Raw genomic sequence first — 17,461 nt, forward strand, 5'->3', positions numbered from 1 at the left:
CGCGCAGGCAACGAGAGAGGGATGGCCGCACGCGCCGGCGCGTCCTGCGGCAGCAAGCGCGGCATGTTGCCCCACTTGAAACGCACGGCTAGAGGATTGCTTCGAGTGGCGGCCAGCGGACAATTTGCTGCATGACAGAATCGGCCTGTTGCCAGCCGCCAGGCCGCTCTGCGGCAGGTGCCGGGGTGGCTTTGGTGCGTACGCAAAGGCGGGCTGGCGATTGCAGCGCGAGCCCATCGCCAGTAGATTGGCGTACGCGCGCCGCCGGGCCGGTCCTGCGCGGTATCATGGCGCGCGCCAACTCGAAGAGGAGATCCCAATGCACTTTACTGCCCCCGCTCCGTCGCACGCGCCGCCGCCATCGCGGCACGCACCGCCGTGCTCGCAGGTGCGCTGCTGGGTAGCGCCGCTGCGCTGGCCCAGGCCACCCCGACCGGCTCATGGAAGACCATCGACGACGCCACCGGAAAGCCGCGCGGCCTGGTGGAGATCAGCGAACAAAACGGTGTCTACAGCGGCAAGCTCGTCAAGAGCTTCGTCGAGAGCGACGGCAAGCCCAAGGTGTGCGACAAGTGCACCGACGCGCGCCGCGACCAGCCCATCATGGGGATGACCATCATCACCGGCCTGCGCAAGACCGGCGACAACGAGTGGAGCGGCGGCGAGATCCTCGACCCCGAAAGCGGCAAGCTCTACAAGACCAAGATGTCGCTGGCGGACGATGGCAAGAAGCTCAACGTGCGCGGCTTCATCGGCATCAGCCTGCTGGGCCGCACCCAGACCTGGGAGCGCGAACGCTAGCCTGCCACGACAGGCGGTGCCGGTGCCACCGACGGCACCGGCACCGCCTGGTTGCCTGCGCGCATCACCGCCGCGCCACCTCCGCCACACCCTTCCCCGCCCTTCCCGCCGCTACCGCCACTACCGCCCGCGCCCCCTTTGCGCGGCATGCGGCCCGCTGCCTGCCATGCGCTGCCCGCATGACGACATGCGCAGAATTCGTTTTCGGCCCGACCTCGCTCCTCCTACCATCGGGTTACTGCCGTGCGCCGCTTTATCCCCGACCGCACCGGGCGGCGCTGCCACGCCGGCCCGGCATCGACACGGTCCGCGCGCCGGGAGCCCGCCAACCCAGGAGGATGTCATGCACGCAAGCGCCCACCCAGAAGCGCCATCGAAGCCACCAAGCGTCAGCGGCGCGCAACGCCGCCGCGCCATCGTCGCCACCGTGATCGGCAACGGTCTCGAGTGGTTCGATTTCACCGTCTACAGCTTCTTCGCCGTCATCATCGCGAAGCTCTTCTTCCCCACCGGCAACGATCTGTCCTCGCTCCTGCTTGCGGTTGCCACGTTTGGCGTGGGATTCTTCATGCGGCCGGTCGGCGGCATCATCCTCGGGGTACTCGCCGACCGCGTGGGCCGCAAGGCGGCGCTGTCGCTGACCATCCTGCTGATGGCGCTGGGCACCACCATGATCGGCCTGGCGCCCACCTATGATCAGATCGGCCTGTTCGCGCCGCTGCTGATCGTGGTGGCACGGCTGCTGCAGGGCTTCTCGGCCGGTGGCGAGATGGGCGGCGCCACCGCCTTCCTGACCGAGTACGCACCGGTGGAGCGCCGCGCCTACTACTCCAGCTGGATCCAGGCGAGCATCGGCGTGGCCGTGCTGCTGGGCGCCGCGGTCGGTACCTTCGTCACGTCCGCGCTGAGCACCGAGGCGCTCAATAACTGGGGCTGGCGCCTGCCCTTCCTGCTCGGCATCGTGATCGGGCCGGTGGGGTACTACATCCGCCATCACCTCGACGAGACGCCGGCCTTCCGCGATGCCACCGACAAGTCGGATTCGCCGCTGGCCGAAGTACTGCGCGACTACCCGCGCCAGACCGCGGCCAGCTTTTCGATGGTGATCCTGTGGACCGTCTGCACCTATGTGCTGCTGTTCTATATGCCGACGTACTCGGTCAAAGTGCTCCATGTGTCGCAGTCGACCGGCTTTATCGCCGGCATGGTGGGAGGCCTGGCGATCATGGTGTGTTCGCCGCTGGTGGGGCTGCTGGCCGATCGCATCGGGCGCCGCGTGCTGCTGTCGAGTTCCGCGCTGCTGATCCTGGTGCTGGCTTACCCGATGTTCGTCTACATCAACCAGGCCCCGGGGCTGGCTTCGCTGGTGGTCTTCCAGTTGGTGTTCGGCGTGCTGATCGCCACCTACACCGGCCCGATCCTGGCGGCGTTCTCCGAGCTGTTCCCGGCCAAGGTGCTGTCGACCGGATTGTCGGTGGCGTACAACCTGGCGGTCACCATCTTCGGCGGCTTCGCGTCGTTCATCATCACCTGGCTGATCGCCAGCACGGGCAGCACCATGGCGCCGGCGTTCTACGTGATGTTCGCCGCCGCCATCAGCCTGGCCGGCACGCGCCTGGTGCGCGAGCCCGCCTACCTGCGCCCGGCGCAGACTACCCGAGCCGCTCAACCCGCCTAATGACTGTCCCGCGCATGAAACAGATCCTGCTTAAGGGCGGCAACGTCCTCGACCCTGCCCACGGCAGCCTCCTGCAACGCCACGATGTGCTGATCGAGGGCGAACGCATCGCCGAAGTATCGGCCACGCCGATCCACGCCCCCGCCGCACAGGTGATCGACCTCGCCGGCAAGACCGTGATGCCCGGGCTGATCGACTGCCACGTGCACGTGCTGGCCTCGCTGGCCAACCTCGGCCTGAACGCGGTGCAGCCTAATGTACTGGTGGCGTTTCGCGCCATGCCGATCATGAAGGCCATGCTCGAGCGCGGCTTCACTACCGTGCGCGATGCGGGCGGCGCCGACTGGGGCCTGTCACAGGCAATCGAGACCGGCCTGGTGCCGGGCCCGCGCATCTTCCCGTCCGGCAAGGCTCTGTCGCAGACCGGCGGGCACGGCGACTTCCGCCCGCGAGCCGATGTGCTGGAGCCATGCTCGTGCGCCTTTCGCGCCGGCGCCATCGCCCGTGTGGCCGATGGCGTGGACGCGGTGCGCCTGGCGGTGCGCGAAGAGATCCAAAAGGGTGCCATGCAGATCAAGATCATGGCGTCCGGCGGCGTGGCTTCGCCCACCGACCCGATCGGCAACACGCAATACAGCGAAGACGAGATCCGCGCCATCGTGGCGGAGGCCGAGGCAGCCCAGACGTATGTGATGGCGCACGCCTACACCGGCCGCGCCATCGCGCGCGCGGTGCGCTGCGGCGTGCGCACCATCGAGCACGGCAACCTGGTCGACCACGCAGCCGCGCGCGTGATGCGCGAGCATGGCGCGTTCGTGGTACCCACCCTGGTCACCTACGAGTCGCTCGCGCGCGACGGCGCACGCCTGGGCTTGCCGGCGGCATCGGTGGCCAAGATCGAAACCGTGCGCCAGGCCGGCCGCGACTCGCTCGGCATCTACGCGCAAGCCGGCGTGCCGATGGGCTTTGGCTCCGACCTGCTGGGCGAGATGCACCAGGACCAGTCGGATGAGTTCCGCATCCGCGCGGAGCTGCTCGGCAACCTGGAAGCGATCCGCAGCGCCACCTCGATCGCCGCCGCGATCCTGCAGCGCGAAGGCGAGCTCGGCACCGTGCGGGTCGGCGCGCTGGCGGACCTGATCGCGGTCGATGGCAACCCGCTGGCGGACATCAGTGTGCTGTGCGGCCAGGGCGAGCACCTGGCGTTGGTGATGCAGGCAGGACGGCTGCATCGCCAGCCCGCCTGAACGAAGCCAGCAACTGGGCCAAAACCGCGCGCCATGACGACGTCTGTCTCTCCCTCTCCCCTCAGGGGGAGAGGGCCGGGGAGAGGGGTGGCTTAGCTAGGAGCCACGCAAAGCGAAGCCCGTGGTTTGTCCAGCACGCATATCGAGCGCCCGCCCTCTCCCCGGCCCCTCTCCCACAAGTGGGAGAGGGAGCAAACCAGCGGCAAGATCAACCAATTGTGGTAGCCGTGATTTCCGCCCCCAGGCGGAAATCACCTAAGCGCGATGCGAAGCGAGCCGTCAAGGTTTGAATCTCCCGTTATGCGGCGCCTCGTCGGCAAGCCAAAAGAGCGGAAAAGAGGGACCCATGTCTGAGCATCGCCCTAAGGCGATATGAGTTTGGGTCCCGGCCGCTCTTTTGGCTTGCCGACGAGGAGTCTTTCGCCGCATCCGGGTCGCCTTCTTTGCCTACTTTCTTGGCGAGACAAGAAAGTAGGTCGCCTCCCCGCAGGGGAGGTGAAACTGCCTTTGACCTTAAGCCGTTGAGCTTTTGACCTTTTGACCTTTTGACGTCAAGCAGGCCAACGCCACATCCAACACCCGCCCTCTCCCCCGCCCCCACTCGACACGGTTGCTCTCCCACAATTGGGAGAGGGAGCAAACCTGGCGCTGGCGACCAGCCTCTCGCCATCACCCCGGACTATCATGGCGGACAAACCGTTCCACTCGCCGCCATGCGTATCTCCCCCTTCCGCCCCTGCCCTGCCTGGTCGCCTTCGAGTCGGCCATGCGGCATGGCAGCTTCACCCGCGCCGCGAGCGAACTTCACCTGACGCAAAGCGCCATCAGCCGCCAGGTGGCGCAGCTCGAACACTTCCTTGGCAAAAAGCTCTTCATCCGCGAGCCGCGCGCACTGCGCCTGACCGTGACCGGCCAGGCTTATGCCGAGGAGGTGCAGCGCCTGCTGTCAGCCTGCGCCGAAGCCACCGAGGACGTGATGAAGCGCAAGGGCCATGGCGAGCTGACCGTGGCCTGCTCCAGCGGCGTAGCCGTGCTCTGGCTCACGCCCAGGCTGGGAGCCTTCCGCGCCGCGTATCCCGACATCCACCTGCGCCTGCTCGTCAACGACAGCCTGGCCTCGCTCTCTCCCGCCGAGTTCGACGTGGGCATGTATTACCTGCGCGAGGGCCCGCCGCCGGGACTGGCATCACGCCGCCTGTACGACGAAGACGTGTTTCCCGTCTGCGCGCCGCACTACCTGGACGGCCGTCGGCTGGAGCCTGCCGACCTCCCCGGCGAGACCTTGCTGATGCTGGAAGACGGGCAGCGCCAATGGATGTCGTGGCAGACCTGGCTGGCCCACAACGGGCTGGCGGACGCGCGGCCGCCGCACAAGCTGGTGGCCAACCAGTATCCGATCCTGCTGCAGCTCGCGATCGAAGGCCAGGGCATCGCCCTGGGGTGGCGCCACATGATCGACCGCTGCCTGCAGGAGGGACTGCTGGTGCGCGCCTGCGAGGCGAGCGCGAGCCTGGGGGTGGCTACTACGCGGTGTGGCCGCAGGACCGCGCGGAGGCCGCGGCAGCGCGGACGTTCCGCAACTGGCTGGCGCAGCAGAGCGCGGAAAGCCAGTAACGGGGGAGCGAATGCGGGTTCAGCGAATTGACAGGTTCGCTGGTTATCATCCGTTGCTTGCAGTAGCACCTAGCACCTAGTACCTGAGCACCCAAAACAGCCAATGGAGACAACCATGCGTATTCCCGCCACCAGCCGCGCGCTGGCCCTCGCCGTTCCCGCCCTGTTCGCCGCTGCCGGCGTCGCCATGCCCGCGCAGGCCGCCGATGCCTGGCCGACCCACGTGATCAAGTTCGTCGTGCCGTTCACCGCTGGTGGCGCCAACGACCTGGTGGCGCGCGCGGCCGCCGACGCGGTTGGCAAGCGGCTCGGCCAGACCGTGATGATCGAGAATCGCCCGGGCGCTGGCGGCGTGGTGGGTGCGGACTACGTGGCCAAGGCCAAGCCGGATGGCTACACCTTCCTGATCGGCGCCGTTGGCACTGTCACCAACAGCCTGATCCGCGCCAAGATGCCCTACGCGGCCGACGACCTGGTGCCGGTCTCGCTGGTCGCGGTGAGCCCGTCCGTGATCGTGGTCTCGCCGTCCCTGCCGGTGAACAACCTGAAGGAGCTGGTCGAGTACTCCAAGAAGCAGGCTTCGGGCGCCAACTTCGCCACCGCCGGCAGTGGCAGCACGCCGCACTTTGTCGAGGAGATGCTCAAGGAAAAAGGCGCGGTGCTGACCGTGGTGCCTTACAAGAGCGGCTCGGAGAGCATTACCGCGGTGATCGGCAACCAGGTCACGGCGACCTCCGAGGCCAGTGTGGTGGTGCTGCCCAACATCAAGGCCGGCAAGCTCAAGGCACTGGGCGCGACCTGGGACAAGCGCATGAGCGCGGCGCCGAACATCGCGACCACTGCCGAGCAAGGCATGCCGGACGTGCGCATCGGCCACTGGGCCGGCGTGTTCGCGCCCAAGGGCACGGACCCCGCCATCCTCAAGAAGATGAACGCCGAAATGAGCGCCGCCATGCAGACGCAGGAGACGCGCGACCGGTTGATTCCCAACGGCATCGAACCCGCCGGCGGCACGCAGGAGAGCTTCATCGCCTTCATCAAGTCGGAGCGCGAACGCCTTGGCCGTATCGCAAAGAACGCCAACATGACAGCGGAATAAGAAATATTTTCGACCGTCCCCATGACAGGGACGGTGAATGTCTGTAGCGGGCCCGTTATGTACGGGCTCGTTTCACTTCTTAAACGTGCTTTATACGTATCTTTGCATAGCCCATGTGCACAATTGGGTTCATTGACGCCAAATCATGTTTTTAAACCAGGACATTAGAAGCGGTTCTGCATTGTCTGTGATGAAAAGACAACGCGAATTGCAACGCAAATCATTCGCATTTATATTCCGGCTCGCCCAACCATAACTGCCTCCCGCCGTTGGCCGGACCGATCCAGACGCGCACCTTCTCGCCGCTGCCGGCCGGCTCGTGCCCACGGCCGCACCGGAACCGAGAAACGACATGAATCGCCGCACGCCGATCGCGACTGCCCTGCTCGCGCTGTTCGCCACGCCCGTTGTCACCCTGGCCCAGACGGTCGCCACTGCCCCCGCCAGGCAGCCCGCGACGACGCTGCAGGAAGTGGTGGTGCAAGGCGGCCGTGCCAACGATGACTACAACGCGGTGAAGAATTCGGTCAGCAAGCTGCCCGAGGAACTGCGCGACATCCCGCAATCGGTGACGGTGGTCAACAAAGCGCTGATCGACGCGCAGGGCGGCACCTCGCTGGCGGATGCACTGCGTAATGTGCCGGGCATCACCATCGGCGCAGCCGAGGGCGGCCAGATCGGCAACAGCATCAACCTCAACGGGTTCTCCGCGCGCACCGACATCTATCTGGATGGCTTCCGCGACCGCGGCCAGTACTATCGCGACGTCTTCGCGCTGGAATCGGTGGAAGTGCTGATGGGGCCCTCGTCGATGCTGTTCGGGCGTGGATCCACCGGCGGCGTGATCAACCAGGTCACCAAGAAGCCGTCGCTGAAAGCGGCCACGGAAGTCACCGGCTCGGTGACCACCAACGGCCTGGTGCGCGCCACCGCCGACTACAACACGCCTACGGGTGAGACCTCGGCCTTCCGCATCGCGGCGATGGCGCAGGACGGCAAGGCAAGCACGCGCGACCAGACGACGGTGAAGGATTTCGGCCTTGCGCCGTCCTGGCGCCTGGGCATCGGCACCCCCACCGAGATCACGCTGTCGGCGCTGGTGCAGCATAACGAAGACATGGCCGACTATGGCTTCCCAGCGATCAACGGGCATCCGGTCAACGTCGACCGCAAGACGGCCTACGGCTTCAATGACGACCGCACCATCCAGGATGTCGCCGCGCTCAACGCCACTGTCGACCACAAGTTCTCGCCCAACCTGCGGCTGCGCAACCAGACCCAGTTCAACTACGTCAACACCAATGCGCGCGAGACCGCGCCGAACGCCGTCGGCACGGTCGGCGCCAAGGGCTTCACCGCCCTCACCACCACCAGCCTGCCGCTGGATGCGCTGTCGGTACGCCTGCAAAGCCACGACCGGCATATCCGCGACTACTCGATCTTCAACCAGACCGAGCTGACCGCCAAGTTCGACACCGGCCCGGTCAAGCACACCGTGCTGGTTGGCGCCGAGATTGGCCACGATGGCTATGACAACCAGAACTACTACCGCAACGGCGCTTGCAACGGCGTGGCGCTGAACGCCGCCGCGACCGCCACCGCGGCAGCCGGCACCAGCGGCTACGCAGCCTGCGAGCCGCTCGTGAACCCGACCTATGGCAACTCGCCGGCAAACGCGCCGAGCACGGTCGGCAACCGGCAGGGCGCCTCGGCCAATACGCTGGCGGCCTACATCAATGACTCGGTCGAGTTCAGCAAGCAGTGGAAGATGGTGGCCGGCCTGCGTTACGACCGGTACCTGGCCAGCATCACCAATTCGGTCAACTCGACCAACACGCGGGGCAGCACCGTGCTGTCCAGCGCCGACCAGACCGTCAACTTCACCAGCGTGCGGCTGGGTGGCATCTGGCAGCCGACCGAGGCCCAGTCCTACTACGTGTCGTATGGCACATCGTTCAATCCGTCGCTGGAGCAGTTGGTGGGCACCGTGGGCCAGCAGAACCTGGACCCGGAGAAGAACAAGTCCTATGAAGTGGGCGGCAAATGGGACCTGATGGGCGGTGACCTGTCGCTGACCTCGGCCGCGTTCCAGATCACCAAGGACAACGCGCGCAGCCAGATCGACGCTACCACCTATTCGCTGGCCGGCAAGATCCGCGTGCGCGGGTTCCGTGCCGGCGCCACCGGGCGCATCACCAGCAAGTGGCAAGTGTTCGCCGGCTACACCTTCCTGGACGCCGACATCGTCAACGGCATTGCCGCCGGCACCCAGGGCATGACGCCGGCCAATACGCCCAAGCACACCGCGACGGCATGGACCAGCTACGCCGTGCTGCCGAACTGGGAAGTGGGCGGTGGCGCCTTCTATATGTCGCAGCGCTACGCCAACAACACGGACACCGTGCAGGTGGGCGGCTACGTGCGCTGGGACGGCATGATCGCCTACCATCAGCCTAAGTACGACGTGCGCCTGAACCTGTTCAACGTGTTCGACAAGAAGTATTTCGATGCACTGATCCCGTCGGACGGCGGCCGCTCGGTGCCGGGTACCGGCCGCACCGCGATGCTGTCCGTCGTCTACCGCATGTAAGCTGAGGTAAAGTGGCGTGACGCCATATCACCCCATGTCACGCCACTTCACGCCACGCGGCAACCCGGGAGCCCCCCGGCGCCGCCCGTCGAACCCAGCCGAGATCGTCATGCTTGTCTGCATTCCCAAGGTCCTCAACGCGGAGCAGCTCGCCGCCGTGCGCCAGCAGCTCGACCAGGCTGGGGAGGCCTGGGTGAATGGCCGCGTATCGGCCGGCTACTCCGGCGCGCCGGTCAAGTTCAACCAGCAGATCGACGAGCGCTCCGACGTGGCGCTGCAGTGCCAGCAGCTGATCGTGAGCGTGCTCGAGCGCAATCCGCTGTTCATCAGCGCGGCGCTGCCCAATATCGTCTACCCGCCGATGTTCAACCGCTACAGCGAGGGCATGACCTTCGGCGCGCATGTGGATGGCAGCGTGCGCATTCATCCGCACAATGGCCGCAAGCTGCGCACCGATATCTCGGCCACGCTGTTCCTCAGCGACCCCGCCAGCTACGACGGCGGCGAGCTACAGGTGGAAGACACTTACGGCACCCACAGCGTCAAGCTGGAAGCCGGCGACATGGTGATCTACCCCGCCACCAGCCTGCACCAGGTCACGCCGATCACGCGCGGCACGCGCGTGGCCAGCTTCTTCTGGATCCAGAGCCTGGTGCGCGACGACGCGCAGCGCGCGCTGCTGTTCGACCTCGACAACGCCATCCAGAAGCTCAACCAGACCGGCGCCGACGATGGCGCGCGGCGCTCGCTGGTAGGTTGCTACCACAACTTGCTGCGTCAGTGGACCGAGACCTGAAAGGGGACGATTAAATCTACTGCGCGGCCCATGGCGAGCCCTGTGGTGCTCGCCGTACCCATGTACGGCTGCGCTCCTCGGACCCGCCATGGACCGCTCGCTACGATTTCTTTGCCCCTTTCGGCACGCCTTGTCTTTAATGCTGACGGCCGTGGTCGGAGGAAACTGGCGCCGCCCGGCTAAGCAAACTGCTCCGCCAGCGCCGCCCTGACCTTCCCGACCAGCGCGGCCTCCCCGGCCCGGGCAGGCAGCAGGAAGAATTCCGCGGTGGGCAAGGCAGGCAGCTTGAGCCTGGCCAGCGTAGCCGCATCGATGCGCGCCACCCCCGGCCCGATCGCAGACTCGCTCAGGCACGAGATGCCAAGCCCGGCAGCCAGCGCCAGATGCAGGCCAGCCACGCCCGAGGCGGAATGCGCAATCACGTGGTCCAGGCGCCGGCGCCGCAGCATCTGCACCACGAACTGATGCAGCGAGCAGGTATCGGGCAGCAGCACCAGTGGCAGCGGGCCGCTCACGCGCTCCGCCTCGCCTTGCGCCGCGACCCACGCCAGCGCCTCGCGGCGCAGCACGGTGCCACGCGCGCCTTTGGCGCCAGCTTGCTGGCCTGCCCCTTGCCCGGCAACCGCATCGACAAGCCGATATCGAAATCATCGGTGTGCATCCCCGCATCGATGACGCTGCTTTTCGTCACCTGTACGTGCAGCCGGAGGTAGGGATAGCGCTCGCGCAGCCCGCGCAGCATGCCGGCGATCTCGCCCGGCCGGAAGTAATCCGTCACCGCGAGCCGCAGCTCGCCATCCAGCGTGTGGCCGCGCAGGTCTTGCAGCGCCAGCTCGGACAGCGCCAGGATGCGCCTCGCATGCTCGAGCAAGCGTACGCCTGCGGGTGTCGGCGCCGCGCCCTGCTTGCCGCGCGTGAGCAGCGGCAAGCCGGCGCGCTCCTCCAGCTTGCGCAGTTGCTCGCTCACCGAGGACTGCGACAGGTACAAGCGGGGCGCCGCGGCGGACAGGCTGCCGGCGTCCGCCACGGTCACGAAGGTGCGTAGCTGATCGAGCTCAAGTGCGCGCATGGCGGGCTCCCATCATGGTTCGGCTTGTTTCCGCTTGCTTCGGCTTGTTTCGGTATTAACGATGGATAGTATCGCAAATTCCCGTTTTTCCGATGGAAGACAAAAGCCTAGACTGGCATCACTTACCCGCTGGATCCAACCCGGCGAACCAAGTGAAACCGCAAAGACCAAGGAGCCCGTCATGCCCCACATCAACCTGCAGATCTCCGGCAAGCCCAACGCATCGCTGACCCGCCGCAGCGCCGCCGCCGTGGCCGAGCTGACCCAGCGCGTGCTCGGCAAGAAGCCGGAGGTCATCGCCGTCTGCGTGCAGTACATCGACCACGACGCCTGGATCATCGGCGGCGAGCCACTCTCGGAGCAGGGCCGCAATGCGTTCCACCTCGACATCAGCGTGACGGACGAAACCAACACCAAGGCCGAGAAGGCGCAGTACCTGAAGGCCGTGTTCGAAGCCTTGTCGGAGCTGATCGGCAACGTCCATCCGGTCTCGTACATCCACGTGGTGGATGCGCGTGCGGCCACCTACGGCTACGGCGGCCTGACACAGGAGTACCGCTACCACCACGGTTGAGCCCGCGCCAGGCCGGGACAACGACCAGCCTTTGAGGCAGGACATTGTCGCAGCGCAGCAAGCTGTGGCAAAGTCGGCACCTGATCTGCCGCGCGCGCGGATGAACCAAAAGGAGAACCGATGTCCTTCCTGATCGTCCTGGCCGCCCTGGCCTTCCTGATGTTTGCGGCCTACCGTGGCTACAGCGTCATCCTGTTCGCCCCGGTGGCCGCGCTTGGCGCCGTCCTGCTGACCGAGCCCGCCGCCGTGGCGCCGGTCTTCTCCGGCATCTTCATGGAGAAGATGGTCGGCTTCGTCAAACTGTATTTCCCGGTCTTCCTGCTGGGCGCCGTGTTCGGCAAGGTGATCGAGCTGTCGGGCTTCTCGGAGTCCATCGTAGCCGCCGCCATCCGCTATATCGGCCGCTCGCGGGCCAATGCGGTGATCGTCACCGTCTGCGCGCTGCTGACCTATGGCGGCGTCTCCCTGTTCGTGGTGGTGTTCGCCGTCTATCCCTTCGCGGCGGAGCTTTACCGGCAGAGCAACATCCCCAAGCGGCTGATGCCGGGCGCCATTGCGCTGGGCGCGTTCTCGTTCACCATGGATTCGCTGCCGGGCACGCCGCAGATCCAGAACATCATCCCCACCACCTTCTTCAAGACCACGACCTGGGCCGCGCCGGTGCTGGGCCTGCTCGGCTCGTTGTTCATCATCGGGGTGGGCCTGTCCTACCTGGAGTGGCGCCGCCGCGCGGCCATGGCGCGTGGCGAGGGCTACGGCACTGCGTTGCGCAACGAGCCGGAGCGCAGCCAGACCGGCCACCTGCCGCATCCGGCGCTGGCGCTGCTGCCGCTGGTGGTGGTGGGCGTGGCCAACTTCGTCTTTACGCGCATGATCCCGCAGTGGTACGGCAGCAGCTACAGCGTGTCGCTGCCCGGGCTGGCCAAGCCCGTGCAGACGCAGATCGCTACCGTGACCGCGATCTGGGCGGTGGAGGCGGCCCTGCTGCTGGGCATCGTGGTGGTGCTGGCGACCGCGTTCGGCGCGGTGCGCGAGCGCTTTGCCGAGGGCAGCAAGAGCGCCATCGGCGGCGCGCTGCTGGCCGCCATGAATACCGCCTCGGAATATGGCTTCGGTGGCGTGATCGCCGCCCTGCCCGGTTTCCTGGTCGTCAGCGACGCGCTCAAGAGCATCCCCAACCCGCTGGTCAATGCCGCCGTCTCGGTCAGCACGCTGGCCGGCATCACGGGTTCGGCCTCGGGCGGCATGAGCATCGCGCTGGCCGCCATGTCGGACACCTTCATCCATGGCGCGCAGGCCGCCGGCATCCCGCTCGACGTGCTCCACCGCGTGGTGTCGATGGCCAGTGGCGGCATGGATACGCTGCCGCACAACGGCGCCGTGATCACCTTGCTGGCGGTGACGGGCCTCACGCACCGGGAGTCCTACCGCGACATTTTCGCGGTGACCGCCATCAAGACGCTGGCCGTGTTCTTCGTGATCACGGTCTACTACGTGACCGGCCTGGTCTGAACACGGCGGCGCGCGCCGCACCTTGTGGATCGCGCCGTCCTTACCTAGTGTGAGTGGGTAGCCGGCGATGCGTGTATGTTTTATGCGCCACATACCGGCTGCCCCACCTTGCACTTCCCACCGGAACACCGCATGAAAACCGTGAGTTTGCCCGGCGGCGAAAGCGTTGCCGCGCTCGGCATGGGCACCTGGAACATGGGCGATCAGCCCGCCGCGCGCGCGGAAGAGCTCGCCACGCTACGCCTCGGGCTGGATCTTGGCCTGACCCTGATCGACACCGCCGAGATGTATGGCGATGGCCGCTCCGAGGAACTGGTGGGCGAAGCCATCGCCGGGCGGCGCGACGAGGTCTTCCTGGTCAGCAAGGTGTACCCGCACAACGCCGGGCGCACCAGCGCGGTGGCCGCCTGCGAGCGCAGCCTGCGCCGCCTGGGCACCGACCGCCTCGACCTGTACCTGTTGCACTGGCGCGGCGGCGTGCCGCTGGCAGAGACCATGGAAGCCTTCATGGCGCTGCGCAAGGCGGGCAAGATCCGGCACTTCGGCGTCAGCAACCTCGACCTGGACGATATGCGCGCGCTGTGGCGCGTGCCCGGCGGCAAAGAGGTGGCGGCCAATCAGTTGCTCTACAACCTCACGCGGCGCGGCATCGAGTGGGACTTGCTGCCCTGGCTGCGTGAGCATGGCGTTCCCCTGATGGCTTATTCGCCGATCGAGCAGGCCACGCTGCTGCGCAATCCCCGGCTTGCGCGCTTTGCCCAGAAGTATGACATCAGCCCGGTGCAGGCGGTGCTGGCCTGGCTGCTGGCGCAGCAGAGCGTCATCGCGATTCCCAAGACCAGCCATCGCGAGCGCCTGCGCGAGAACCACGGCGCGCTCGCGCTGCAACTCTGCGCGCAGCAACTGGCCGAGCTGGACGCTGCCTTCCCGCCACCGGACGGCCCGCGCCCGCTGGCAATGCTGTGATGTTGTGAGCCACGGCCGGCGCGCAGCCGGCACCGCCCCGTTGCGTCCATGCCAGCCCAGGAGCCGCCGCCATGACCATCGACTACGACGCCATCATCATCGGCACCGGCCAGGCCGGCCCCCGCTGGCGGCACGCCTGAGCGCGGCCGGCCAGAATGTGGCCGTGATCGAGCGCCAGTCGTTCGGCGGGACCTGCGTCAACACCGGCTGCATCCCCACCAAGACCATGGTGGCGAGCGCCTACGCGGCTCAGTTGGCCCGGCGCGGCGCCGACTATGGCGTGGTGCCCACCGGGCCGGTGACGGTGGATATGGCGCGCGTCAAGGCGCGCAAGGACGGCGTGGTTGGCAAGTCCACGCATGGCGTGGAAACGTGGGTGCGCACGCTGGAACATGGCACCGTCTATCTCGGCCACGCGTGCTTCGAGGGCCCGGACACCGTGCGCGTGAACGACACCCTGCTGCGGGCCGGCAAGATCTTCATCAACGTCGGCGGGCGCGCCGCCGCCCCGCCGATGCCCGGGCTGGAACAGGTGGACTACCTGACCAACGCCGGCATGATGCGCGTGGACACGCTGCCGCGGCACCTGCTGGTGGTGGGCGGCAGCTATATCGGGCTGGAGTTCGGCCAGATGTTTCGCCGCTTCGGCAGCGAGGTCACCATCGTGCAACGCGGCCCGCGCCTGATCGAGCGGGAGGATCCCGATGTGTCCGATGCCGTGCGCGACATCCTCGCCGCCGAGGGCATCGGGCTGCGCCTGGATGCCGAGTGCATCGCGCTGGAGCAGCGCGGCGGGGAGGTCGTGGTGAAGATGGATTGCGCGCGAGGCGCGCCTGAGATCGTCGGCTCGCACGTGCTGCTGGCGGTGGGCCGGCGGCCCAATACCGACGACCTTGGCCTGGACCGCGCCGGCGTCGCCGTGGATGCGCGTGGCTATATCCAGGTGGACGAGCAGTTGCGCACCAATGTGCCCGGCATCTGGGCCATGGGCGACTGCAACGGGCGCGGCGCCTTTACCCATACCGCCTACAACGACTTCGAGATCGTCGCCGCCAACCTGCTGGACGCGGCGTCCGGCGAGCCGCCCCGCACGCTCGGCGACCGCATCCCCGCCTATGCGCTCTACACCGATCCGCCACTAGGGCGCGTCGGCATGAACGAGGCCGAGGCGCGGCGGTCCGGGCGCAATGTGCTGGTGGGCATGCGGCCAATGACGCGGGTTGGCCGCGCGGTGGAAAAAGGCGAAACGCAAGGCTTCATGAAGATCCTGGTCGATGCCGACAGCCGCGAGATCCTTGGCGCGGCGGTGCTGGGCGTAGGCGGCGACGAGGTGATCCATTGCATCCTCGACGCGATGTACGCGTGCGCGCCATACACCGTGGTCCAGCGCGCCATGCATATCCACCCCACGGTGTCCGAGCTGATCCCGACCATGCTGGGCGAGCTGCATCCGCTGGAGCCGGCCAGGCCGGCGGCGGCGTGAGCGGCCCGCACAGCCAGCGCTGAACATGTCCACCACGCCGCTGGCCCAGGGCCCGTGCGACGACGCAATGCTGCGGGCCGGCCCCGGCGGGCCACCCTGCGCCCGGGCTGACGAGCCGTGGGTGCTGGCTGCCACCATCCTGGCGTCCAGCATGGCCTTTATCGATGGCACCGTGGTCAACGTGGCCCTGCCCGCGGTGCAAAAGGACTTCGACGCCAGCCTGAGCGGCATGCAGTGGGCGGTGGAAGCCTATGCCTTGCTATTGGCGGCGTTGCTGCTGGTGGGCGGCGCCTCCGGGGACCGCTTTGGCCGCCGCCGCGTCTTTGCGCTGGGCGTGGCGATCTTCGCGGCCAGCTCGGCTTGGTGCGGCCTGGCCGGCAACATCGGCCACCTGGTCGCAGCGCGGGCGGCGCAGGGCGTGGGCGCTGCGCTGCTGGTGCCGGGCAGCCTGGCGCTGCTGTCGGCCTCGTTCGATGCGAGCCGGCGCGGCAAGGCCATCGGCACCTGGTCCGGCGCCACCGCCATGACCACCGCACTCGGGCCCGTGGTGGGCGGCTGGCTGATCGAGCATCTGTCGTGGCGCGCGGCCTTCCTGGTCAACCTGCCGCTGGCGGTGGCGGTGCTGGCCATCGTGTTCTGGCGAGTGCCGGAAAGCCGCGCACCGCAACAAGCCGGGGGACTCGACTGGCCTGGCAGCCTGCTCGCCGCGCTGGGGTTGGGCGGCCTGGTCTACGGCCTGATCGAGTCGCCGGCGCTGGGCTGGGGCCACCCAGCCGTGTGGATGCCGCTTGCCGCCGGCCTCGTTGCGCTCGGCCTGTTCGTGCTGGTGGAGGCGCGCGTGGCCAACCCGGTCATGCCGCCCGCGCTGTTCCGCTCGCCCGCTTTCCTGGGCGCCAACCTGCTCACCTTGCTGCTTTACGCGGCACTTGGGGGCGGCCTGTTTTTCTTCCCGCTCAACCTGATCCAGGTGCAGGGCTATTCGTCGACGCAGGCCGGCGCCGCCCTGCTGCCGTTCATCCTGCTTATGTTCCTGCTGTCCGGCTGGGCCGGCGGGCTGGTGGACCGGCATGGTGCGCGCAAGCCGCTGATCGTGGGCCCGCTGGTTGCGGCAGCGGGTTTCGCGCTGTTTGCATTGCCCACGGCCGGCGCCAGCGGCGGCAGCTACTGGCTGACCTTCTTTCCCGCGGTGCTGGTGCTCGGCGCGGGCATGACGATCAGCGTGGCGCCACTGACCACCACGGTCATGAACGCGGTGCCGCCGGGCTCGGCCGGCACGGCGTCCGGCATCAACAACGCGGCGGCACGCGTGGCCACGCTGCTGGCGATTGCCGTGCTGGGGATCGTGATGGTGCGCGTGTTCGACTACCGGCTGGACCGCTCGCTTGGCCAGTCGGTGGCGAGCGGCGCGGTGTCGGCGCAGGTGGCACGGTCCGTGCGGGCGCAACGCGCGAAGCTCGCCGCCATCGCGCTGCCGGCGGCCACGGACCCGCAGGCGAAAGCGGCCGTCCGGCAAGCGGTGGATGGCGCCTTCGTGGCAGGCTTTCGCTGGGTCATGCTGCTGTCGGCGCTGCTGGCTGCTAGCGGGGCGGCATGCGCCTGGGTTTTCCTGAGCCCGGCGCGCGGCAAGACCGGCACCGGGAATGCTGGCAGCTAGCGCATCTAGCGCCGTGGCGCCGGCGCCGCGCGCTCGCCCAGGTACACCAGCAGCAACTCCTCGACAGTGAGGCGCCGGAGCCTGGCTTCGCGGCCAATCGCGCGCTCCAGCTCCGAGAGCTGGAAGGCTTCCACGCTCATGCCGACGGCGCGCGCGTGGCGCGGGGTGATGACCTTGAGCAGCGCCACCACTTCGGGGTTGTCGGCGAGAAAACGCTCATGGGCCAGTTGCAAGCGTTCAGGGAGAGAGTCATCAGGAGGGGACCGCAATAGTGTGGGTGCAAGGTGGGTGGGGCGCGACAGGTCCGCGGCAGGAATGCGCACCAGCGCCCGCCCATTACACCACAGCCGTGCCGGAGCCCCAAACCGGAGCCCCCAC

Annotated in this window: 11 protein-coding genes and 3 pseudogenes; 12 read left to right on the forward strand and 2 right to left on the reverse strand. The window is 67.4% G+C overall.

Annotated elements, in window-relative coordinates:
• Positions 1 to 378: 378 nt before the first annotated feature.
• The 7 genes and pseudogenes from OMK73_RS25210 to OMK73_RS25240 all read left to right on the forward strand — a co-directional run bounded on the left by OMK73_RS25210 (position 379) and on the right by OMK73_RS25240 (position 9,825).
• Positions 379 to 801: a DUF2147 domain-containing protein gene (locus OMK73_RS25210; protein WP_267604441.1), complete on the forward strand. Its 423-nt coding sequence runs from the start codon at positions 379 to 381 to the stop codon at positions 799 to 801.
• 343 nt (positions 802 to 1,144) lie between these two features.
• On the forward strand, positions 1,145 to 2,479 hold the full coding sequence (locus OMK73_RS25215) for an MFS transporter (RefSeq protein ID WP_267604442.1): 1,335 nt from the start codon (positions 1,145 to 1,147) through the stop codon (positions 2,477 to 2,479).
• 14 nt (positions 2,480 to 2,493) lie between these two features.
• Positions 2,494 to 3,726, forward strand: a complete 1,233-nt coding sequence (locus OMK73_RS25220) for a metal-dependent hydrolase family protein (protein WP_267604443.1) — start codon at positions 2,494 to 2,496, stop codon at positions 3,724 to 3,726.
• A 766-nt stretch (positions 3,727 to 4,492) separates the two neighbouring features.
• Positions 4,493 to 5,340 (forward strand): annotated as a pseudogene (locus OMK73_RS25225) (LysR substrate-binding domain-containing protein).
• Between the two features lie 115 nt (positions 5,341 to 5,455).
• Positions 5,456 to 6,439, forward strand: a complete 984-nt coding sequence (locus OMK73_RS25230) for a Bug family tripartite tricarboxylate transporter substrate binding protein (protein ID WP_267604444.1) — start codon at positions 5,456 to 5,458, stop codon at positions 6,437 to 6,439.
• 352 nt (positions 6,440 to 6,791) lie between these two features.
• On the forward strand, positions 6,792 to 9,029 hold the full coding sequence (locus tag OMK73_RS25235; RefSeq protein ID WP_267604445.1) for a TonB-dependent receptor: 2,238 nt from the start codon (positions 6,792 to 6,794) through the stop codon (positions 9,027 to 9,029).
• 109 nt (positions 9,030 to 9,138) lie between these two features.
• The gene (locus tag OMK73_RS25240) at positions 9,139 to 9,825 is read left to right on the forward strand and encodes a Fe2+-dependent dioxygenase (RefSeq protein WP_267604446.1); all 687 of its coding nucleotides are present in this window, start codon (positions 9,139 to 9,141) and stop codon (positions 9,823 to 9,825) included.
• A gap of 179 nt (positions 9,826 to 10,004) precedes the next feature.
• On the opposite strand, the pseudogene OMK73_RS39375 reads toward OMK73_RS25240, so the two are convergent.
• Positions 10,005 to 10,894 (reverse strand): annotated as a pseudogene (locus OMK73_RS39375) (LysR family transcriptional regulator).
• 181 nt (positions 10,895 to 11,075) lie between these two features.
• Between OMK73_RS39375 and OMK73_RS25255 the strand changes: the two are divergent.
• The 5 genes and pseudogenes from OMK73_RS25255 to OMK73_RS25275 all read left to right on the forward strand — a co-directional run bounded on the left by OMK73_RS25255 (position 11,076) and on the right by OMK73_RS25275 (position 17,083).
• Complete coding sequence (locus OMK73_RS25255) at positions 11,076 to 11,468, forward strand: tautomerase family protein (protein WP_267604449.1); 393 nt, start codon at positions 11,076 to 11,078, stop codon at positions 11,466 to 11,468.
• Between the two features lie 120 nt (positions 11,469 to 11,588).
• Positions 11,589 to 12,980, forward strand: a complete 1,392-nt coding sequence (locus OMK73_RS25260; protein WP_267604450.1) for a GntP family permease — start codon at positions 11,589 to 11,591, stop codon at positions 12,978 to 12,980.
• Positions 12,981 to 13,112: 132 nt separating this feature from the next.
• A complete protein-coding gene (locus OMK73_RS25265) occupies positions 13,113 to 13,946 on the forward strand; it encodes an aldo/keto reductase (protein ID WP_267604451.1) in 834 nt (277 codons plus the stop codon).
• A 71-nt stretch (positions 13,947 to 14,017) separates the two neighbouring features.
• Positions 14,018 to 15,429, forward strand: a pseudogene (locus OMK73_RS25270) (FAD-containing oxidoreductase).
• 25 nt (positions 15,430 to 15,454) lie between these two features.
• Complete coding sequence (locus OMK73_RS25275) at positions 15,455 to 17,083, forward strand: MFS transporter (RefSeq protein WP_267604453.1); 1,629 nt, start codon at positions 15,455 to 15,457, stop codon at positions 17,081 to 17,083.
• Positions 17,084 to 17,088: 5 nt separating this feature from the next.
• Here the strand turns inward: OMK73_RS25275 and OMK73_RS25280 are convergent, their stop codons facing one another.
• Positions 17,089 to 17,316 (reverse strand): DUF6388 family protein, encoded by a 228-nt coding sequence (locus OMK73_RS25280; protein ID WP_043349669.1) that lies wholly within the window; start codon positions 17,314 to 17,316, stop codon positions 17,089 to 17,091.
• Positions 17,317 to 17,461: the final 145 nt, after the last annotated feature.

It is taken from the genome of Cupriavidus sp. D39, assembly GCF_026627925.1.
GTDB lineage: Bacteria > Pseudomonadota > Gammaproteobacteria > Burkholderiales > Burkholderiaceae > Cupriavidus > Cupriavidus ulmosensis.